At 57.7% G+C, this 20,503-nt stretch carries 18 protein-coding genes, 1 tRNA gene and 2 pseudogenes; 9 read left to right on the top strand and 12 right to left on the bottom strand.

What is annotated here, in order from left to right; genetic code table 11:
- Nucleotide 1: 1 nt before the first annotated feature.
- From secD to queA, 4 genes are all read right to left on the bottom strand, one after another.
- Nucleotides 2-1,870, bottom strand: coding sequence for a protein translocase subunit SecD (gene secD / locus ACYAR8_RS20485; RefSeq protein WP_065990037.1), 1,869 nt, complete (start codon nucleotides 1,868-1,870; stop codon nucleotides 2-4).
- Between the two features lie 62 nt (nucleotides 1,871-1,932).
- Complete coding sequence (gene yajC / locus ACYAR8_RS20480) at nucleotides 1,933-2,271, bottom strand: preprotein translocase subunit YajC (protein ID WP_037012510.1); 339 nt, start codon at nucleotides 2,269-2,271, stop codon at nucleotides 1,933-1,935.
- A 53-nt stretch (nucleotides 2,272-2,324) separates the two neighbouring features.
- On the bottom strand, nucleotides 2,325-3,440 hold the full coding sequence (gene tgt, locus ACYAR8_RS20475; RefSeq protein ID WP_108120867.1) for a tRNA guanosine(34) transglycosylase Tgt: 1,116 nt from the start codon (nucleotides 3,438-3,440) through the stop codon (nucleotides 2,325-2,327).
- A gap of 14 nt (nucleotides 3,441-3,454) precedes the next feature.
- The gene (gene queA, locus ACYAR8_RS20470) at nucleotides 3,455-4,534 is read right to left on the bottom strand and encodes a tRNA preQ1(34) S-adenosylmethionine ribosyltransferase-isomerase QueA (protein WP_463580888.1); all 1,080 of its coding nucleotides are present in this window, start codon (nucleotides 4,532-4,534) and stop codon (nucleotides 3,455-3,457) included.
- A 108-nt stretch (nucleotides 4,535-4,642) separates the two neighbouring features.
- Between queA and ACYAR8_RS20465 the strand changes: the two genes are divergently transcribed.
- The 3 genes from ACYAR8_RS20465 to ACYAR8_RS20455 all read left to right on the top strand — a co-directional run bounded on the left by ACYAR8_RS20465 (nucleotide 4,643) and on the right by ACYAR8_RS20455 (nucleotide 7,262).
- A tRNA-Leu gene (locus ACYAR8_RS20465) sits at nucleotides 4,643-4,727 on the top strand.
- A 176-nt stretch (nucleotides 4,728-4,903) separates the two neighbouring features.
- The gene (locus tag ACYAR8_RS20460; RefSeq protein WP_463580887.1) at nucleotides 4,904-5,944 is read left to right on the top strand and encodes a hypothetical protein; all 1,041 of its coding nucleotides are present in this window, start codon (nucleotides 4,904-4,906) and stop codon (nucleotides 5,942-5,944) included.
- Nucleotides 5,945-6,911: 967 nt separating this feature from the next.
- Nucleotides 6,912-7,262 (top strand): phage antirepressor N-terminal domain-containing protein, encoded by a 351-nt coding sequence (locus tag ACYAR8_RS20455; RefSeq protein ID WP_463580886.1) that lies wholly within the window; start codon nucleotides 6,912-6,914, stop codon nucleotides 7,260-7,262.
- Nucleotides 7,263-7,628: 366 nt separating this feature from the next.
- Here the strand turns inward: ACYAR8_RS20455 and ACYAR8_RS20450 are convergent.
- A pseudogene (locus ACYAR8_RS20450) lies at nucleotides 7,629-8,039 on the bottom strand (SDR family oxidoreductase); the annotation flags it as partial.
- A 95-nt stretch (nucleotides 8,040-8,134) separates the two neighbouring features.
- On the opposite strand from ACYAR8_RS20450, the pseudogene ACYAR8_RS20445 reads away from it, so the two are divergent.
- From ACYAR8_RS20445 to ACYAR8_RS20430, 4 genes and pseudogenes are all read left to right on the top strand, one after another.
- Nucleotides 8,135-8,691: pseudogene (locus ACYAR8_RS20445) on the top strand (substrate binding domain-containing protein).
- 142 nt (nucleotides 8,692-8,833) lie between these two features.
- Nucleotides 8,834-9,457, top strand: a complete 624-nt coding sequence (locus ACYAR8_RS20440; protein ID WP_074886373.1) for a DedA family protein — start codon at nucleotides 8,834-8,836, stop codon at nucleotides 9,455-9,457.
- A 58-nt stretch (nucleotides 9,458-9,515) separates the two neighbouring features.
- Nucleotides 9,516-10,310: a transporter substrate-binding domain-containing protein gene (locus tag ACYAR8_RS20435; RefSeq protein ID WP_425438848.1), complete on the top strand. Its 795-nt coding sequence runs from the start codon at nucleotides 9,516-9,518 to the stop codon at nucleotides 10,308-10,310.
- Nucleotides 10,311-10,359: 49 nt separating this feature from the next.
- Nucleotides 10,360-11,346: an ATPase gene (locus ACYAR8_RS20430; protein WP_463580885.1), complete on the top strand. Its 987-nt coding sequence runs from the start codon at nucleotides 10,360-10,362 to the stop codon at nucleotides 11,344-11,346.
- Between the two features lie 80 nt (nucleotides 11,347-11,426).
- Here ACYAR8_RS20430 and cyoE read toward each other — a convergent pair whose 3' ends face one another.
- The 7 genes from cyoE to hmpA all read right to left on the bottom strand — a co-directional run bounded on the left by cyoE (nucleotide 11,427) and on the right by hmpA (nucleotide 18,768).
- Entirely contained in the window at nucleotides 11,427-12,317 is an 891-nt protein-coding gene (gene cyoE, locus ACYAR8_RS20425; protein WP_074886382.1) for a heme o synthase, read from the bottom strand.
- A gap of 10 nt (nucleotides 12,318-12,327) precedes the next feature.
- A complete protein-coding gene (gene cyoD, locus ACYAR8_RS20420) occupies nucleotides 12,328-12,675 on the bottom strand; it encodes a cytochrome o ubiquinol oxidase subunit IV (protein WP_108120862.1) in 348 nt (115 codons plus the stop codon).
- Nucleotides 12,676-13,308, bottom strand: a complete 633-nt coding sequence (locus ACYAR8_RS20415; RefSeq protein WP_074886388.1) for a cytochrome o ubiquinol oxidase subunit III — start codon at nucleotides 13,306-13,308, stop codon at nucleotides 12,676-12,678.
- A 3-nt stretch (nucleotides 13,309-13,311) separates the two neighbouring features.
- Entirely contained in the window at nucleotides 13,312-15,330 is a 2,019-nt protein-coding gene (gene cyoB / locus ACYAR8_RS20410; RefSeq protein ID WP_074886391.1) for a cytochrome o ubiquinol oxidase subunit I, read from the bottom strand.
- A gap of 3 nt (nucleotides 15,331-15,333) precedes the next feature.
- Nucleotides 15,334-16,269 (bottom strand): ubiquinol oxidase subunit II, encoded by a 936-nt coding sequence (cyoA, locus tag ACYAR8_RS20405; protein ID WP_074886395.1) that lies wholly within the window; start codon nucleotides 16,267-16,269, stop codon nucleotides 15,334-15,336.
- A 471-nt stretch (nucleotides 16,270-16,740) separates the two neighbouring features.
- Entirely contained in the window at nucleotides 16,741-17,250 is a 510-nt protein-coding gene (locus ACYAR8_RS20400) for a disulfide bond formation protein B (RefSeq protein WP_463580884.1), read from the bottom strand.
- Nucleotides 17,251-17,586: 336 nt separating this feature from the next.
- Nucleotides 17,587-18,768 (bottom strand): NO-inducible flavohemoprotein, encoded by a 1,182-nt coding sequence (hmpA, locus tag ACYAR8_RS20395; RefSeq protein WP_463580883.1) that lies wholly within the window; start codon nucleotides 18,766-18,768, stop codon nucleotides 17,587-17,589.
- Nucleotides 18,769-19,055: 287 nt separating this feature from the next.
- On the opposite strand from hmpA, the gene ACYAR8_RS20390 reads away from it, so the two are divergent.
- Together ACYAR8_RS20390 and ACYAR8_RS20385 are read left to right on the top strand one after the other, a co-directional pair.
- Nucleotides 19,056-19,952: a chemotaxis protein gene (locus tag ACYAR8_RS20390; RefSeq protein WP_074886404.1), complete on the top strand. Its 897-nt coding sequence runs from the start codon at nucleotides 19,056-19,058 to the stop codon at nucleotides 19,950-19,952.
- 41 nt (nucleotides 19,953-19,993) lie between these two features.
- Nucleotides 19,994-20,455, top strand: a complete 462-nt coding sequence (locus ACYAR8_RS20385; RefSeq protein ID WP_463580882.1) for a GNAT family N-acetyltransferase — start codon at nucleotides 19,994-19,996, stop codon at nucleotides 20,453-20,455.
- The last annotated feature ends 48 nt before the right edge of the window (nucleotides 20,456-20,503 follow it).

Here is a 20,503-nt window from a genome sequence, read left to right as displayed (position 1 = left end):
CTTAAATCCACAACTTCTTGAAGTCACGACCGCCAAAGATCAGGTTGACCATTGCGCGGGTCACCATGATGGCTGTGAACATCGAGGTAAAGATCCCGAGGGACATGGTGACCGCAAAACCCTTCACCGGGCCTGTGCCCATCGCGAAGAGAATGCCGCCAACCAGCAGCGTCGTCAGGTTGGCGTCGAGAATCGCGGTGTACGCGCGGTCGAAACCTTCATTGATTGCACGCTGGACCGTCATTCCGTTGGCGATCTCTTCACGAATCCGCGAGAAGATCAGCACGTTGGCATCGACCGCCATACCCATCGTCAAAACGATACCGGCGATGCCTGGCAAGGTCAGCGTTGCACCCAGCAGTGACATCAGCGCCAACAGCATGACCATGTTGAAGGCCAGTGCCACCGTCGCGATCAAACCGAAGAAACGGTAGATAGCGAGGATGAACAGCGAAACGAACAGCATGCCCCACAGGGACGCATCAATACCCTTGGTGATGTTGTCGGCACCCAGGCTTGGACCAATGGTGCGCTCTTCAGCGAAGTACATCGGTGCAGCCAGACCACCGGCACGCAGCAGCAGCGCCAGCTCGGAAGACTCACCCGCGCCGTTCAGGCCGGTGATGCGGAATTGAGCACCGAGCGGCGACTGGATGGTCGCCAGGCTGATGATCTTCTTCTCTTCCTTGAACGTCTGAACCGGCACGTCTTTTTCGACGCCGTTGACCATCTGCTTGGTGTAGGTGGTGGTTGGCTTCTGCTCGATGAAGATCACCGCCATGCTGCGACCGACGTTCGCGCGGGTTGCGCGGCTCATCAGATCACCACCATGGCCGTCCAGCTTGATGTTCACCTGAGGACGGCCGTGCTCGTCAAAGCCGGCCTTGGCATCAGTCACCTGGTCACCGGTGATGATCAGACCACGCTCGACCGGCGCCGCAGGACGACCGCCCTCGCGGAATTCGAACATCTCGGTGGTGGCTTTGCTGTCATCGGGACCTGCGCCCAGACGGAACTCAAGGTTGGCCGTCTTGCCGAGAATACGCTTGGCTTCAGCGGTGTCCTGAACACCCGGCAGTTCGACCACGATGCGGTTGGCGCCTTGACGCTGAACCAGCGGCTCGGCGACGCCCAGCTCGTTGACCCGGTTACGCACGGTGGTCAGGTTTTGCTTGATCGAGTATTCGCGGATTTCAGCGATCTTGGCTGGCGTCATGGCCAGACGCAGGATCGGCATTTCGCCGCGATCACTCGTGGTGATATCGAAATCGGTGTAGTCCTTGCGGATCAGGGCACGGGCCTGTTCGCGGGTATCAGCATCGCTGAAGCCCAGCTGGATAGCACCGTTGTCTTGAGGCAGGCTGCGATAACGGACTTTTTCCTTGCGCAGCAGGCTCTTCACTTCGCCTTCGTAGACATTCAGACGCGCACTGAGCGCTTTGTCCATGTCGACTTCAAGCAGGAAGTGCACGCCGCCGGACAGGTCAAGACCCAGCTTCATCGGCGTAGCGCCAATGCTGCGCAGCCATTTCGGCGTGGTCTGAGCCAGGTTGAGCGCGACAACGTAATCGTCGCCCAGCGCCTTGCGTGCGACATCTTTGGCTGGCAGCTGGTCTTCCTGTTTGGTCAGACGCAACAAACCGCCCTTGCCATTCTCGGCCAGAGACGCGCCCTTGACCGCGATGCCAGCATCGGTAAGCGCCTTGCTTACGCGATCCAGATCAGCCTGATTGACCTGCAGCGCAGTGCTTGCGCCAGTGACTTGAATCGCCGGGTCATCAGGGTAGAGATTGGGTGCGGAATAAATAAAACCGATCACCAGCACTGCCAGGATCAGGATGTATTTCCACAGAGGGTATTTGTTCAACATCACGCCGCCTGCTTATAACGCGGGGCGCCTTGCGCGCCCCGTCGATTGGTAAAAGACTGGAATCAGATGGCTTTCAGAGTGCCCTTGGGCAGGGTGGCAGCGATTGCGCCCTTCTGGATCTTCAGCTCTACGGTGTCGGACACTTCAATAACAACGAAGTCATCAGTCACTTTGTTGATCTTGCCCGCGATACCGCCGGTAGTGACGACTTCATCACCCTTCTGCAAGTTGCCCAGCAAGTTCTTTTGCTCTTTGGCGCGCTTGGCCTGTGGACGCCAGATCATCAGGTAGAAGATGACCAGAAAGCCGACCAGAAAAATCCACTCGAAGCCACCGCCCATAGGGCCTGCAGCGGCAGGGGCAGCCGCATCCGCGAAAGCGGAAGAGATGAAAAAGCTCATTTAACACTCCAGTTGCATATTTTAATAATAGGAAGCGAAAGACCGGATGTCGCTCAGGCCAATAACGGCGTCGCAAGCCCGCGTTTGGCATAGAACGTGTCGACAAAGGCGGCCAATGTACCTTGTTGAATAGCCTCGCGCAAACCAGCCATAAGCAGCTGGTAATGGCGCAAATTGTGGATCGTATTGAGCATGCTTCCCAGCATTTCGCCGCACTTGTCCAGGTGATGCAGATAAGCGCGGGAGAAGTTTTTGCAGGTGTAGCAATCGCAGGTCGGATCCAGCGGCGACTCATCGTAACGATGGAACGCATTACGGATTTTCAGAACACCGGTGTCGATGAACAGATGACCGTTGCGCGCATTGCGTGTAGGCATCACGCAGTCGAACATGTCGACGCCGCGGCGCACACCTTCAACCAGGTCCTCGGGCTTGCCTACACCCATAAGGTAACGAGGTTTGTCAGCTGGCATGCGGCCCGGCAGGTAGTCCAGGACCTTGATCATCTCGTCCTTGGGCTCGCCGACCGACAGGCCGCCAATCGCCAAGCCGTCAAAGTCCAGCTCGTTCAGGCCTTCGAGGGAGCGCATGCGCAGGTTCTCGTGCATGCCGCCCTGAACGATGCCGAACAGCGCCGCCGTGTTTTCGCCGTGGGCGATCTTGGAGCGCTTGGCCCAGCGCAGCGACAACTCCATGGAGGTGCGCGCAACCTCTTCGTCCGCAGGATACGGCGTGCATTCGTCAAAGATCATCACGACGTCGGAGCCGAGGTCGCGCTGAACCTGCATCGACTCTTCAGGCCCCATGAACACTTTTGCGCCGTCAACCGGAGAGGCGAAGGTCACGCCCTCCTCCTTGATCTTGCGCATCGCGCCCAGGCTGAACACCTGGAAACCGCCGGAGTCGGTCAGAATCGGGCCTTTCCACTGCATGAAATCGTGAAGGTCGCCGTGACCCTTGATGACTTCAGTGCCCGGCCGCAGCCACAGGTGGAAGGTGTTGCCGAGGATCATCTGAGCGCCGGTGGCCTCGATGTCCCGAGGCAGCATGCCCTTGACCGTGCCGTAGGTGCCGACCGGCATGAACGCAGGCGTTTCGACAACGCCACGAGGAAAGGTCAGACGACCACGACGCGCTTTGCCATCGGTGGCCAGCAGCTCGAAAGACATACGACAGGTGCGACTCATGCTTGATCCTCTGGGGCCGATTCCGTCGGGGTGTATTCCCCGGGAGCGGTCGGCGCGGGATTGCGGGTGATGAACATGGCATCCCCGTAACTGAAGAAGCGGTAACCGTGCTCCACCGCAGCCGCGTAGGCCGCCATGGTTTCGGGGTAACCGGCGAATGCCGAGACCAGCATCAACAGCGTCGATTCCGGCAAATGAAAGTTGGTGACCAGCGCGTCGACCACGTGGAAAGGTCGACCCGGGTAGATAAAGATGTCGGTGTCACCGCTGAAGGGCTTGAGCACGCCATCGCGTGCGGCACTTTCCAGCGAACGCACGCTGGTCGTGCCGACGGCGATCACCCGACCACCGCGTGCGCGGCAGGCGGTCACGGCGTCGACCACTTCCTGAGTGACTTCAAGCCACTCATTGTGCATGTGGTGATCTTCAATGCGCTCAACGCGCACCGGCTGGAACGTACCGGCACCGACGTGCAGCGTCACGAATGCGGTCTCGACGCCCTTTTCGGCAATCGCGGCCATCATGGTCTGATCGAAATGCAGACCTGCCGTCGGCGCCGCTACCGCACCGGCGCGCTGGGCGTACACGGTCTGATATCGCTCGCGGTCAGCATCGTCGTCCGGACGGTCTATATAAGGAGGCAAAGGCATGTGCCCAACGCGCTCGAGCAGCGGCAGCACCGGCTCGGCAAAACGCAGTTCGAACAACGCATCGTGGCGCGCGACCATTTCGGCCTCGCCACCGCCATCAATGAGAATCGTCGAACCCGGCTTGGGCGACTTGCTGGAGCGCACATGGGCCAGCACACGGTGCTGATCGAGAACGCGCTCAACGAGGATTTCCAGCTTGCCGCCCGAGGCTTTTTGCCCGAACAGCCGCGCCGGAATCACCCGGGTATTGTTAAAGACCATCAGATCGCCAGGGCGCAAATGCTCCAGCAAATCAGTGAATTTGCGGTGTGCCAGCGCGCCGCTTGGCCCGTCGAGGGTCAGCAAACGGCTGCTGCGTCGCTCCGCCAAAGGATGGCGAGCGATCAATGAATCCGGGAGCTCGAAGGTAAAGTCAGCGACACGCATGATGGGGTTCGTCTAGCAGGGCCGGGAAGTTTAGCGGAATAAGTGAAAATTGACCATGAAACATGATTGACCAACGGTAGGCTCGTCTCTATACTTCGCCGCCATTGAGCCCTGATGGCGGAATTGGTAGACGCGGCGGATTCAAAATCCGTTTTCGAAAGAAGTGGGAGTTCGATTCTCCCTCGGGGCACCAACACAATGAAGAAAGGCCTTGATTTTCAAGGCCTTTTTTTTTGCTTGGCGTAAAAGTGGCGTAACGACCCACAGTTAAAGGATGTTGGTTGGACGCTGAGAGCAGACCTCGAACTCAGGTCACTCTTGCGTTCAGGACTGATGCAGCCACGAAAAAAGCCGCAAATGGAGCGATAAATGAGACGTCAAGCATTTCTGAAGGCCGTGGAAACTGTGGTAACTGATCTACAACAGACGGAACTCTCGTCTATGTTCAGCAAGTTCCTAGAGAGTATTCGCAAGGAAACCCCCTCGGCCAACGCGTTCAATTTTCGTACATTCCTTGATTACTCCCTCCGCGCTCAGCACTACTCCTCAGCTGAAAAGCAGATCCTCGACATCATGGGGCTGACTGACCTTCTGAACCCAGAATGGTGGCAAAGCCTTTCTCAGAAAGAAGCGTCGTCAGCAATGAGCGTTCTTCGAAGCATGCGCTTCACGACGGAATTTTTGCCGTTGCTTGCACACATGCTTGAGCGTGATTACGTAGATCAAACAGCCGCTGAAAGTAAAGAGCTTATGGAGCAAGGCTTTGATACTTTGAGTATCATACTTGTCGAAGACCACGGACAACGATCTACTCCCGACAGGCTCATCCTTGCGCTTCAGGGTGTCTCCGAAATTTATCAAGCCATCGCCACCATAGAAGGCGAGAGCCATACCGATCTCTCGGTAGTGGCAATCGATTCTGGAAGTGATAAGTCGTTCGACTTCCTTGGCCTTGCCAAGGTCATGGCAATTTTCAAGGAAACACTGATCGCAATCTGGGATCGCCGAGTTTTTCATCGCAATGTTCACGTCTCTATGTGCATGCAGAACATCGCAGAATCGCTTCCAATCATCGCGCAAATTCACCAGCTCAAAGAAAATGGGGCCCTTAGCCCTGAACAAGCTGAACTGCTGAAACGTCAGACGATAAATGGTGCAACAAAGCTGCTGGAGGTGGGAGCCGTGAGTCCCGAGATGGAGTTGGAACCTTCATTGTCGCCACGCGCACTGATGCGCCCTGAGCCAAAACTTTTGGCCGCCCCCATCCACGAAGACCGACAATCAGGAACCGCTCAGTATTTCAAAGATGATGCGGAAGAGGACGAAGACTCTGGCGAGTTGGATGAGGAACAAATTAAGGAGCTGGAGCAAAAGCTTAAACTTGCGAGAAAACGCAAAACTACCAAGTAGCGTAAGCGGTGGTATCCGTGGTCAGCATCGGGCCCAGGTGCTGCTCACTCCAGATTCCAATGCTGATACGAGGGTTCGATTCCCTTCACCCGCCCCAGCCTTTTCAAGGAATTCAGGCGTGTCAGTGTTAGCCCAAGCGATGTCGGTGACAGTTCGCGTGTAAGCGCGCGGTTGCGAGGCCAAACACTGCCACCCGCCCCCACCCATACCAATTCTGTTTTCATGCTGACCCATGGGAAACCAGTATTTTAGGTAAGTTTTCGTTCTGATCCCGTCCAGCCCTTACAAATTAAGGGCTACAGCGCATTTGATGGGGTAAGTTTTATAGTCAGATGTGGTAATGAACTTACTTTTTTGCAGAGTCAGAAACTCAGAGATAAATATCTCTACAAATCAGTAACTTACGAAAATATTACTCTCCCTCTTACTCAAAAAAGCTAGTGCTTAGTAAGTACCCAAGCCCGCATCGCGTGTGGGCTACAGCCGATCTCCGACCGCCTCATACCTAAATTACTTGTTTCCCGTGGGTGACCCGAAAAATAGACCGCGTACAACGCACTGTGAGCGCTTTTAAAACCAGGGCCCGGCGCAGGGATTTGCAGGGTTTTGCGACACCTCTGTCGTACAGGAGGCGCCCGGCGGGGGCTTTAGAGAGCCTCTTGCAGGTGTGCAGAAAAAACGACCAATTTAGCCCGCAGGCGTGGCGGGGGGACGACGGCGCGCGCCAGGCGCAGCCTTTCCTGCAGGCTCGGCGTGCCCCTTATTGGGCCGCAAACAATGCATTGTGTCGGTGCGAGGTGGTCACGGTTTCAATGATGTCCTGCCCAGGAGAATCAGGCCCCGGCCGATCGACCGTGAATGGACAACTTGAGACAACCGTGGTGGCTAACACCACAATTGGAGAGGATGGGGAAACAAAGGATATGATCTGCCGTCTTCTGAACAATTTTTTGGCAGGTAACGCAGAATGAATGCGCGGTTGATGCCAGTGTCGTTTCGCGACGAGACCATTGTGCTGGTGGGTAAAGACAATGAGCCTTTTGTGGCGATGCGCTCCGTTGTCGAAAACCTGGGACTGGCGTGGCCGGTGCAGCACAGAAAAATCACTAAGCGCTTCGCTTCAACTGTCACCGAGATGGTGACGGTAGCTGAAGATGGCAAACCCAGGGCGATGACTTGCCTACCTCTTCGCAAGCTCCCCGCTTGGCTCTATACGATCAGCCCAAATAAGGTGGCGCCTGAGCTGCGCGACCAGAAGCTTGCCGTCGCCCCCTCGGGGCACCAAACAGCAGCACCTTCAAGTGGTTACGTGACTTGAAGCACAAAAAAACCGGCCAGATTTGAGCCGGTTTTTTTGTGGGCGGGATTTGGTGGATGCCGCGAGTCGCGGGCCAATGGCCCTGCCTTTGACTCATCACGGGCGTCGCAGAAAGCGGTATGCGTTTGCTGTAAATCTGATGGAGCTCAAACCGACCCTTCCCGGCTGAAGCCGGTCCCACTGAGACAATGCGTGCACTTTAAAGGGACTGGCTTTAGCCGGGAACGCGTCGGGTGGCGCGCCGCAGAATTGAGGGCGTTCACAATGGCCCCTTCCCGGCTAAAGCCGGTCCTACTATGCGTGCACTCAGTCGGACTGGCTTTAGCCGGGAATGCGCCGGGGGTCACGCCGCGATACCCGCCCCCATCAAAAGTCCTGCGAAGTCGGCCGCAGCACAATCTCGTTAATATCCACATCACTTGGCTGTTCGATCGCGTAGGCAATCGCGCGGGCGACGGACTCTGCCGGGATCGCTTGTTTGTAGAACTCTTTGACCACATCCGCGCTCGGCTGATGGCCGCTGCCCAGTTTCAACTCGGAATCCACCGCTCCGGGTTCAATGGTGGTGGTGCGGATCTTGCCGCCGACTTCGTGGCGCAGGCCGTCGGAGATCGCGCGAACGGCGTATTTGGTGCCGCTGTAGACGGAGCCGCCCGGGCTGAAGACTTTGATGCCAGCCACCGATGAGATGTTGATGAAGTGGCCGGAGCCCTGGGCTTCGAACTTCGGCAGTGCGGCGGCGATGCCGTAGAGGACGCCTTTGATGTTGATGTCGATCTTGTCGGCGTGCGCCGAGGACGACCCTGGCGCCCAGCTTCGCCAGATGCCGCGCGGTGGCTTCGCCGTATCTGGCCGGTTTCCTTCAGCCTCTGATGCAGCAACATCCCGGCCTGCGTATCGAATTGAGCCTGGATGACCAGCTCACCGATGCTGTCGGGTCGAGGATCGATATCGGCATTCGTATCGGCACGGTTCGGGACAGGCGCTACATCGCCCGGCCAGTCGCGCATGTGCCGTTGAAGATCGTCGCCTCGCCGGCATTGATAGCGGCAGTTGGCATGCCGGCCTCGCTCGACGAGCTTAAAGAGTTGCCCCTGTCCACGCTGATCGATCGCAACAACGGACGACCCTGGCCGTGGTTTCTGTCGGAAGGCCAGAGCTATTTGCCGCCCTCCCCGCCTTCAGTTGTGATGACCCGGAGACTGAGCTGGAATTTGTGCTGGCGGGCGTCACGTTTGCGCAGATGCCCCATTACCTGGCCGAGGCGCACCTGCGCGACGGGCGTGTGATCGAGGTGCTGCCGAATGCCGCGCCGCCGCCCATGGACCTTTCCGTGTACCGAACGCAATCAGGACCGGTGCCGAGTAGGGTACGACTTGTCTACGATCATCTGATCCAGTGTCTGGGAGACCCGCAGACCTTCCCCTGACGGCGCGGCGACGGAGGATTCGACTTACAGCGACCGAACCGATGACGACCGGCTTCGGTCGAACGCCGTGCGATGCCCCAGAGGCGCGCACACTGCTGGATGCTCCAGCGGTCAGCCATTCACCTAAAACCACCGGCCTTCCATGTTCGAACACATCGACTTCAACTATCTGCTTGCAAACTACGGGTACTGGGCCGTATTCATCGGCTGCCTGCTGGAAGGGGAAACCATCCTGATCCTCGGTGGGCTGGCGTCGCACCAGCACGTACTGCAATGGCAGCAAGTGCTTATCTACGCCACGTTGGGCGGGATGCTCGGCGATCAGATTCTGTTCTGGACCGGGCGCTACTTCGGGCCACGCCTGCTGCCTCGTCTGCACCGCCAGCAAGCGACCATCGATCGCGTGTCCGACCTGATCAAGCGCTACCCCACGGCGTCCATTTTCTCGGTGCGTTTTCTCTACGGCATGCGCTTGATCGGACCTCTGGTCATTGGCGCGAGTCGCTTGTCGCCCATCCGTTTCGCGATCATCAACTTGCTTGGCGCCGCTGTCTGGGCAAGCCTCTTTCTCGCGGCCGGCTATTGGGCGGGCGGTTTCCTGGAGAACATGCTCGGCAACCTGAAACCTTATAAAATGCCGATCTTCCTGGGCGTGGTCGTGTTGGGCGCGGCCGTCGCGTTGTATCGGCACCGTCGGGCGAAATCCCGCCCTGCCCGCCAAGCGGCCAAGCGAGCGAAAGACGTCCCGCCCTCCTCTGCGGGATAACGCTTCCCATCTGCGGCGACCGCCTCTATAACGGCAGACAGGCATTTGACGCAGAGGGATCGACTCGATGAACACACGCATCACCGCCGGTTTGCTGTTGAGCATGGTCAGCATCGTTCAGGCTCAGGCCGCTGAGACGCCGTCGCACCTGGACACCGTCATGCAGAAGGGCCAACTGGCCGTTTGCACCACCGGCGATTACAAGCCCTACACGTTTCTCAGGCCCGACGGCCAGTACGAAGGCATCGATATCGAGCTGGCCCAGTCTCTGTCGCAGAGCCTGGGCGTGAAGATCGAGTGGGTCCCGACCACCTGGAAAACCCTGATGACCGATTTCACGGCCGGCAAATGCGACATCGCCGTCGGCGGCATCTCGGTCACCCTTGAGCGGCAGAAGAAGGCGGCGTTCAGCAGCACGTTGGACATCGACGGCAAGGTCCCGCTGGTGCGCTGCGAAGACGAGTCGAAGTACCAGACCCTCGAGCAGATCAATCAGCCCGGCGTTCGCTTGATCGAACCTCAGGGCGGCACCAACGAAGCCTTTGCCCATGCCTACTTGCCCAACGCCAGCCTGGCCTTCCACGACAACAAAACCATTTTCCAGCAGCTGCTCGACAAGCAAGCCGACGTGATGATCACCGACGCGTCCGAAGCTTTATACCAACAGAAACGCATGCCTGGCCTGTGTACGGTCAATCCGTCGAATTACATGCAGTACGGCGAAAAGGCCTATCTGCTGCCGCGGGATGACGTGGCCTGGAAGGCCTATGTTGATCAATGGCTGCACCTCACAAAGGCCACCGGCGTGTACAAGAAGGTAGTCGGCGAATGGCTGGCGATGCCTGCAGAGTGACCGTGAGCAGCATGCCCGCAAGACTTCGGCACAGGACCCCGCCGTATCCATGAAAACCAACAGAACCATCACTCGCGCGTTCTGCGTCGAGCTGCAGCAAGAGCTTTCCATCGTGGCCGCTCGACGGGAGTACTTTTCGCAAGAGCTCCCTCGGGCGCGTTTCAACTTTCTGTGCTCGTCCGAGCCGTGCCGCGCCCTGGGTGTGAAAATCACCGGGGTTCGCTATGACGTGAAGCCCCAGGAGCATCCGACCTTCGTCGCCGCGCACTACCGGGCCAACCCGAACTACGAACATCACGCCGATTGCGAATGGGTGGATGAAGCGGTCGAAACGGCGGTTGGACAGGAAGCCGAAAGCGAGGCAGAAAGCGAGCTGCGCAAGGTCAAGCGCAAACTCGATGATTACATCGACGTCTTTGAGCCGACGATAAACGACCGCGTTAAATCCGGGCCACCCAAACGCAAGCCTGACGACGCAGCGCCTGAAAAGACCGAAGACGTCGCGCCCCCTTCTGAGACGATGAAGGCCAGACAGGACAAGCAAAACCGCACGAGCAACCTGGAGCGTCTGGTCGACAGCTTTCGTCAGGCCCAGGCCTCGTTGACCAAGGAAGAACTCGCGCTGCTCACCCTGCGCATTCCGGGTCAGGGCGAGGTGTCGTTGCGCGCTTATTTCCGCCACATCAAGTTCGCGCAGCTCAATGACGAGCGTCGTGTGCTGTACGGTGGCGGCCTCGTCGAGCGCTACGGGACAGGCTTCAAGTTCAAGTTCTTCGATCGCCTGCAAGGCAAGCTGGTGACTTTGTACGTGTCACCCTCGCAGATGCAGGCCTACCGCTCCAGCCGCTATCTCAGTGAGCTGCTGAGTCACGCTGACGAGGTGCGATTCTTCACGGTCTTTGCCTTGGGCAAACTGGTCGCCAGCCCTTCCGGGAAGAGCGTCAGCGTGGAGATCGAAGACTTGCGTCATCTGGCCATCGTGCTTGGGCCTTCGAAAGACGCTGAGGAGACTTCTTCAAAAGGTCCGGCTATCTAATACGAAGACTTTCTCCAGCTCGAAAAAAAACCCGGTTTCTCTCGCGAGCAACCGGGTTTTTTTGCGTTTCATTCAAGCGACTAAGGCGCTGCGTATGTCACCAACAGTTCCTTAGTTACCTGAAAATCCAGCGACATGGCCACGCTCAAGGCAGTGATCGTGAAGATGGAGAACACGAACAGCTTGCGTGCCCAAACGGTGTCGTCTTTGGCTTTGTAGCCGGTCCAGGCCATGTACAACCAGTACATGCCCATCGCCGCTGCAACGGCCAGATAATTGAGCCCGGCGTAGCCGCCGAAGGTCAGCATCAAGGTCGCCAGCAGGAAAGCCAGGATGTAGATCAGGATGTGCCGCTTGGCGACCCGGATACCACGCTTGACCGGCAGGACCGGAATCGAGGCAGCCCGATAGTCATTGAAGCGGAAAATCGCGATGGCATACGAGTGAGGCATCTGCCACAGGCTGAACATCACCAGCAAGGTCAACGCCGCGAGGTCGAAGGTGTTGCTGACCGCGACGTAACCAATCACGGGAGGCATCGCGCCCGACAGGCTGCCCACCAACGTGCCATGAACCGACCTGCGCTTTAGGTACAGGCTGTAGAAGCCGACGTAGATCACGAAGCCGATCACGGCAAACAGCGCCGCCAGTGCATTGGCCTTGGTGTAAAGCAGGCCGACGCCGACGACGCCCAGCACAGTGGCGTAAATCAGTGCCAGTTTCACTGACACCAACCCTTGCACCAGCACCCGATTCTTGGTGCGCTCCATCTTCACATCGATATCGCGATCGATGCAGTTGTTGAACACGCAGCCAGAAGCCACCACCAGTGAAGTCCCTATCACCGCTGCCAGGAACAAGCCGATGTCGACGTGTCCCTTGGAAGCCAGAAAAAAGCCACCTGCCACCGAAAGCACGTTACCGAAAATGATCCCCGGTTTGGTGATTTGGATAAAGTGCTTCAGTGACATCAGGTTTTCCTCACTTCGCCATCATGGCGGTGTGGATGCTGAACATGATCCAGGTGCTCAAGCCCACCAGCAGCACGATCACAAGGCCAGCGAAAGCAAACGCGATCACGTTGTTGCGCTGCGCTGCCGAGCGGTCAAGGTGCAGGAAGTACACCAGGTGAACGATAACCTGCACCACTGCGAAGATCAGAACGACCCACAGCGTGGCCACTTTCGAGATCGTCGGGAACATCACCAGACCGAAAGGAATCGCGGTCAGGATGATCGACAGTACGAAACCGACCATGTACGACTTGAAGCTGCCGTGGCTCGCAGGTTCGTGGCTGGCAGCGTCATGGGAGTGATGTGAATTCGCCATTTAAATGGTCCCCATCAGATAGACAACGGTGAACACGCAGATCCAGACAACGTCCAGGAAGTGCCAGAACAGGCTGAGCATGCTCAGGCGAGTCTGGTTGGTCCCTGTCAGGCCGTGCTTGGAGACCTGATACATCATGATCGCCATCCAGATCAGACCGCTGGTCACGTGCAGACCGTGGGTGCCGACCAGCGTGAAGAACGCCGACAGGAAACCGCTGCGGTTAGGACCGTAGCCTTCGGAGATCAGCAGGTGGAACTCGTTGATCTCCATGCCGATGAAGCCCAGGCCGAACAGGAAGGTCACGAACAACCAGCCCAGAACGCCCGACTTGTTGCCCTTGTGCATCGCCAGCATGGCGAAGCCGTAGGTGATCGAGCTGAGCAACAGGCAGGCGGTTTCGCCAAGCACGTATGGCAGTTCGAAGATGTCGTGGCCCGCAGGACCACCCGCTACGTTGTTAACCAGTACCGCGTAAATGGCGAAGATCGACGCAAACAGAATGCAGTCGGTCATCAGGTAGATCCAGAAACCGTAGATCTTCATCTCGCCGGCGTCATGGTGACCATGGTCGTGCTCGTGGTCATGACCGTGGTCGTGACCCTTCGCACCATCAAATACTAAGTTCGACATTGTTTATGCCTGCTCCAGCTTGTTGACAGGAGAGTTTGTCTGGCCATTGCGAACCTGAGCCAGGATCGCGTGTTGCTCGCCTTCGATGCGTGCCACTTCGGATGCAGGAACCATGTAGCCCTGATCGTCACGTGCAGCGTGAATCACGAAGTACACGATGGTACCGATCAAGCTGACGGCAGCCAGCCAGAAGATGTGCCAGATCATCGCGAAACCGAAGACGGTCAGCAGGAGGCCCATCACCATGCCCGTCGCCGTGTTGTTCGGCATGTGGATGTCGGAGTACTTGGCCGGAACCTTGTACGCCTCGCCATCACGCTTGGCGGCATAGAACGGGTCGATCTCGTTGGCTTTCGGCATTTCTGCAAAGTTGTAGAAAGGCGGTGGCGACGAGGTGGACCATTCCAGAGTGTGGCCATTCCATGGGTCACCGGTCAGGTCGCGGTTCTGCTCGCGGTCACGGATACTCACGAAGATCTGGATCAACTGACAGGCGATACCGATAGCGATCAGCAACGCACCAACGAACGCGACGTGCAGGTACGGCGTCCAGTCCGGGTTGTCAGTGGTGTTCAGACGACGGGTCATGCCCATGAAGCCCAATGCGTACAGCGGCATGAAGGCGACGTAGAAACCCGAGATCCAGAACCAGAACGCTGCCTTGCCCCACTTCTCGTTCAGCGTGAAACCGAACGCTTTAGGGAACCAGAACGCGAAGCCGGCGATGTAACCGAACACAGCACCACCGATGATCACGTTATGGAAGTGCGCGATCACGAACAGGCTGTTGTGCAGAACGAAGTCGGCACCCGGGATAGCCAGCAGTACGCCGGTCATACCACCGATGGAGAAGGTCACCATGAAGCCCAGGGTCCACATGACAGGCGCGGTGAAGCGCAGACGGCCCTGGTAAATCGTAAACAGCCAGTTGAATAGCTTCACACCCGTCGGGATGGAGATCAGCATCGTCGCCAGACCGAAGAAGGCGTTGACACTTGCACCCGAACCCATGGTGAAAAAGTGGTGCAGCCAGACCATGAAGCCCAGGATCGAGATCGCACCGGAGGCGTAGATCATCGAGTGGTGGCCGAACAGGCGCTTGCCGGTGAACGTCGAGATGACTTCGGAGAAGACCCCGAACGCCGGCAGAATCAGGATGTAAACCTCAGGGTGACCCCATGCCCAGAACAGGTTCACGTACATCATCGGGTTACCACCCAACTCGTTCGTGAAGATGTGGAAGTCCAGGTAACGGTCGAGGGTCAGGAACGCCAGGGTGCCGGTCAGGATCGGGAACGAAGCCACGATCAGGACGTTGGCCCAGGTGCAAGTCCAGGTGAAGATCGGCATGTCCATCAGTTTCATGCCAGGGGTACGCATCTTCAGAACGGTGACCAGGAAGTTCACCCCGGTTAACGTTGTCCCCAGTCCTGACAGCTGCAGTGCCCAGATGTAGTAGTCCACACCCACGCCCGGGCTATAGCCCAGTTCCGACAGCGGCGGATAGGCAACCCAACCGGTACGTGCGAACTCGCCGACGCCCAGGGACACGTTGACCAGAATCACGCCGGAAATCAGCAGATACAGGCTCAAGGAGTTCAGGAACGGGAAGGCAACGTCGCGAGCGCCAATCTGCAGAGGCACGACGATGTTCATCAGGCCGGTGAAGAACGGCATCGCCATGAAGATGATCATGATCACACCGTGAGCGGTGAAGATCTGGTCATAGTGCTCAGGCGGCAAATAGCCGGGCGAGCCTTCGGTGGCCATGGCCAACTGCGAGCGCATCAGCACGGCATCGGCAAAGCCACGAAGCAGCATGACCATAGCGATGATGATGTACATGACACCGATTTTCTTGTGGTCGACGGACGTCAGCCACTCGGTGTAGAGGTAAGTCCACTTCTTGAAGTACGTGATCAGGCCCACCAGCGCCACACCACCGATCGCGATCATGGCGACCGTGATCATGACTATCGGCTCGTGGAACGGAATCGCGTCCAGACTTAATTTACCAAACATTGTTTACTCCTCTGCCTGCGCAGCTGACTGCTTACCCATGTCCATCCCTTCCGTACCTGCTACTTCTTTCTTCTCATGGACAATCTTGCCCGGCTTCATACCTTCATACTTGTCGATGATGATCTGGAACAGGTTCGGAGTGACCGAGGAGTAGAGTTCAACGGGGTTACGTTCGCTGGGCTTGGCCAGCGCGGCGTATTCGGCCGTTGCCAGTGTTTTAGGTGAATTCTTGACGTCGGCAACCCAGGTGTCGAAATCAGCCTGTGAGGTAGCAGTCGCCTTGAACTTCATGCCGGTGAAACCTGCGCCGCTGTAGTTGGCGGAGATACCATCGAACTCGCCGTTTTCATTGGCGATCAGGTGCAGCTTGGTCTGCATGCCGGCCATTGCGTAGATCTGGCCGCCCAGTGCAGGGATGAAGAACGAGTTCATGACCGAATCGGACGTGATACGGAAATTGATCGGCGTGTTGGCCGGGAACACGATCTTGTTGACGGTGGCGATGCCCTGTTCCGGATAGATGAACAACCACTTCCAGTCCAGTGCGACCACTTCAATGGTCAGCGGCTTGACGTCCGACTCGAGCGGGCGGTATGGGTCCAGCGCGTGGGTGGACTTGTAGGTCACATAGCCGAGCACAATGATGATGGCCAATGGAACCAGCCAAACCACCAGTTCAATCCGGGTCGAATGCGCCCAGTCAGGCGTGTACGTCGCGCTCTTGTTGGTAGCGCGATACTTCCAGGCGAAGATGATGGTCATGAAAATGACCGGCACCACTACCAGAAGCATCAGCAAGGTAGCAGTGATGATCAGGTCACGCTCTTGAACGCCGACATGCCCTTTGGGATCCAGCAGGGTGTAATCGCACCCGCTGAGCAGGAGCATGCTGAAAAGGGCCAAGAAGCCAAAAAACCTGGGGTACCTTTTTTTACTCATCTCACGACCTCTAAAAGCAGCTTTCGCATCGCAGTTGGGTTTCGACCGCCAACACTTCACCCTGCCAGGTGCTGGCAAATGCTTGGATTGAAAAGGGGCCTGTCAAGAAGCATGTGGGCCTCACAACAAATCCGGGTTGAGCTTCGGTTTCTTATTCGAATGGTGGCGCCCGCTTATGCGGACCCTATCCCTTGGCGCAGACATTCAGAACGTGACTCAGGAGGCCATTCGAACCGCGTCTACTAGAGCGAAAAGACGCTCAATAACCTCGATTTACACCGTCCCGCAAATGAGGGGGGGCGTGAATTGGGGGCGATTGTAGATACGTAAAGTTTTATTGACTATAAGTTTCTGCGCAACAGTTAATTTCGAAATCGGTAAAAATGCGGTGTTATGCCGCACCCTGAAACGGCGCAAAGCCCCGGTTCTCTTGAACGATCTCGGGGCGCTTTGTTACGCAACACTTTGTAATCAACGTGCTTTCATCCGGTTACGAATAATCCCGGCCGGAACCAGCAGTACGGTCAGCACAAACGCCACTAACGCCCATTGCGCCAGAGACAAACCGAGAACTGGCGGATATGGCGTCTCGCAGAAACCACCTACCTGAAAGCCTAGCGGAAATAGCGACGCAAGGGGCAAACCGTCGACAATCGGCTGGAGCACATCGATGCCGCAACTCTCGGTCGGGTGGGTCTGGATGTACACATGACGCCCGGCGGCAACGAGCCCGCCGACTGCGCTCAAGGTCACCAGCGCTTCACAGATCGTCAGGCTCAGACGACCCGGCATCGCTGCGCCGATGAAGGCAAACACCGCGATGAACAACAGCGCGTAACGCTGCAGTATGCACAGCGGGCAAGGCGCCTCGGCCAATACCACCTGCATGTACAAGGCGCCGCCGATCAACGCCAGGCAGATGATTCCCAGCAACACAAGAAACTGCTTTTCACGCCGCAGGTACAACATCTCGTCAGTCATTCACATATCCTTTGAATTGGAGTCATCCGGATCTACGGATGCGTTGTGTTGCGGCCCGGACGCCCCGGAAAGGCAGCGATTCTACCATCGTCGTACCTCCCCGTTCACAGAGCCGCCGTTTCCGCAGAAAAGCAGCGGCTCCCGACCCGGGCACTGCAACCGGCGCAATGGTGAACACTCGCGCATTACCTGAGCGTTAACATTCCAATACAAAGCCCACCCACCCGGCCTTGCACCTTCCTTATATATAGAAGAGTGCGGCTTTTTGTCGCAGACGCAGATCGCGACAGTGACTCCTTCTATATATATGTAGGATGCGTCTAATTGTCGCAGCGATTATTCCAGCGCTGAGGCAGGACCAAAGAATTCGTAATGCGTTTGCACATCGGGTACACCCGCCGCTTTCAATTGACGCTTGATCGCAGCCATGAAGCCTTTGGGCCCCAGAAAGTAGGCGTCAACATCCCGGTTCTGCGGAAGCCACTGTTCCAGCCGCGCCTGATCGAGAAGCCCTGTCCCATGAGGGGCGGGGCTTACGCCATCATCTTCCGCGTAGCAATAGAAACGCTTGAGCTGCGGATGCCGAGTGGCAAGGTTTTCGATCCAGTCGCGAAACGCGTGAACCGAGCCATTGCGCGCACAGTGGATGAAATGGATCGGGCGCTGGCTCTGCAGCGCGGCCTCCAGCATCGTCAGGGTCGGGGTGATGCCAACGCCGCCGCTGATCAGCACCAGCGGCTTGTCGCTGTCGGTCAGGGTGAATTCGCCTGACGGCGGAAACAGATTGATGCTGTGCCCCAACTGCAGGTGATCGTGAAGGTAATTGGAGGCAACGCCGCCAGGCTCGCGCTTGACGCAGATGCGGTACTGATTGTTCCCCACAAGCGCTGAGAGCGAGTAGTTGCGGCGGATTTCTTCACCTTCCACCTGCAACTGCAGACCGATGTACTGGCCGGCCGTGAATTGGAGAATCGGCTCGCCGTCTGATGGCGCGAAGTAGAACGAGGTGATTTCTGCGCTCTCCGGTGTTTTGCCGACGACCTTGAATTCACGCGCGCCACGCCAGCCACCCACTGCCTTGGCCTTATCGTCGTAGATGGTTTTTTCTGCGCCAATCAAAATATCGGCGAGTTGGCCGTAAGCGTTGCCCCACGCGGTAATCACCTCGTCAGTGGCGATCTCGGCACCCAACACTTCGCGAATGGACTCAAGCAGGCATTCCCCGACGAGAGGATAGTGCTCGGGCAGGATCTGCAAAGCCACGTGCTTGTTGATGATCCTGGCAACCAGATCGCCTAGCTCATCAAGCTGATCGATGTGCCGCGCATACATCAATACGCCGTTGGCCAATGCGCGTGGCTGATCGCCAGTGGCCTGGTGCGCCTGATTGAACAGAGGACGTACCTGCGGATATCGATCGAGCAGCATTTTGTAGAAGTGAGTAATCAGCGCCTCTCCCCCGCTTTCCAGCAGTGGCACTGTCGACTTGACGATGGCACGATCCGATGCAGACAACATAGAAAACTCCTGAGATGTGATGAGAAAGCGATACCTCAGCAGTTCATGAACCGTGCCAGTTGCGCGAGGCCCTGAAACCGGCCACCGCGACGATACCAAGTCATTTTGACTCCTAGCATTGCATGTCAAAATGACCCTGACGTGGTCAATTTGACCGGGCAGGATTTGCACCGAAATGAGCCTTCAGGCCGAAAGGGTTAAAGCCTGACATCGGCAGGTCGATAAACCGTCATCGAAAGCTGTTGGCCGAACCCACACGGCCAGGCAACGCATCACAGAAGGTTTATATGTCAAAGAACGTCCGCGCAGATTCACTCTCGCTTCTGCTGTTCACGTTACGCAGCGGAAAGCTGATGGCGATCAACCTGCTCAAGGTCAGTGAAATCATTCCCTGCCCTCCCCTCACGCGTCTGCCGGAGTCTCACCCACACGTCAAAGGGGTCGCGACCTTGCGTGGCAATCCGCTGTCGGTGATTGACCTGAGCCGCGCCATTGGCGAGCGTCCGTTGGTCGACCCGGACGGCGGCTGCCTGATCGTTACCGACGTCAGCCGCTCCAAGCAGGGGTTGCACGTGCAGGCCGTCAGCAAGATCGTTCACTGCCTGACTACTGACATTCGCCCGCCGCCCTTTGGCTCCGGCAACAAGTCGTTCATCACCGGCGTGACGCAGGTGGACGGGACACTGGTTCAGGTGCTGGATATCGAGAAGGTCATTCACGGCATCGCCCCGGCGCGGATCGTCGCCGAACGCGCCGAACTGAGTGCCGATGACGCCAAAGTGCTGGCCAAGGCGCGCATCCTGGTGGTTGATGACAGCCAAGTGGCGCTGCAACAATCGGTGATCACCCTGCGGAATCTGGGCCTTGAATGCCATACCGCCCGAAGCGCGCGCGAGGCCATCGATCAACTGCTTGAACTGCAAGGCACCGCACAGCAGATCAACGTTCTCGTGTCCGACATCGAGATGTCGGAGATGGACGGCTACGCGCTCACCCGCACACTTCGGGAAACCCCGGATTTCCAGGAGCTGTACGTGCTGCTGCACACCTCACTGGACAGCGCGATGAACGCCGAGAAAGCCAATGCTGCCGGCGCCAACGCTGTGCTGACCAAGTTCTCCTCGCCCGAGCTGACACGATGCTTGATCGAAGCCGCCCGCACGGTCGAAGCTCAGGGAATCTGAGACCTGCCGCAGGCGATGCCTCCACCGCGCATTACTGGCTGATGCGCCGCGAACTCGGCCCGGGCCTCGATGATCCGCGCTGGCCCGGCCCCGTGCGCCTCGTTGAGCTCACTGCGCAGAACGCCTTGGCGGTTCATCAATTGCTGGCGCTGGGACGCGAGTACGGCGGCGGGCAGGTCGCGGACTATGCCACTTGGCTGAATGCCTTCGAGACTGATCCCGAGTTTGATCAGGCGCTGTGCTTCGTTGTGGAGGATGCTCTGGGCGTCGTGGCCGTTGCGCAATGCTGGACCAGCGCGTTCATTCGCAATCTGGTGGTTCACCCGCGCGCGCACCGTCAGGGCTTGGGACTGGCTTTGCTGAACCAGTTGTTCGCGGTCTTCCGCCAGCGCGGCGAAGGCTATGTCGATCTCAAGGTGATGGAAAGCAATCTGGGTGCACGCCGGCTGTATGAGCGCGCTGGTATGCAATATATTCAGCGCCACGAACTCGAACCGCGCTGAATCTGCGCCGAGACGTGTTTCCCCCTCATGCCATGGAGAGCCCCACCC

Source organism: Pseudomonas sp. HP_01, from assembly GCF_055284355.1.
The sequence above is the reverse complement of the archived record's forward strand: the minus strand, read 5'-3'. Positions and strand labels throughout refer to the sequence as shown.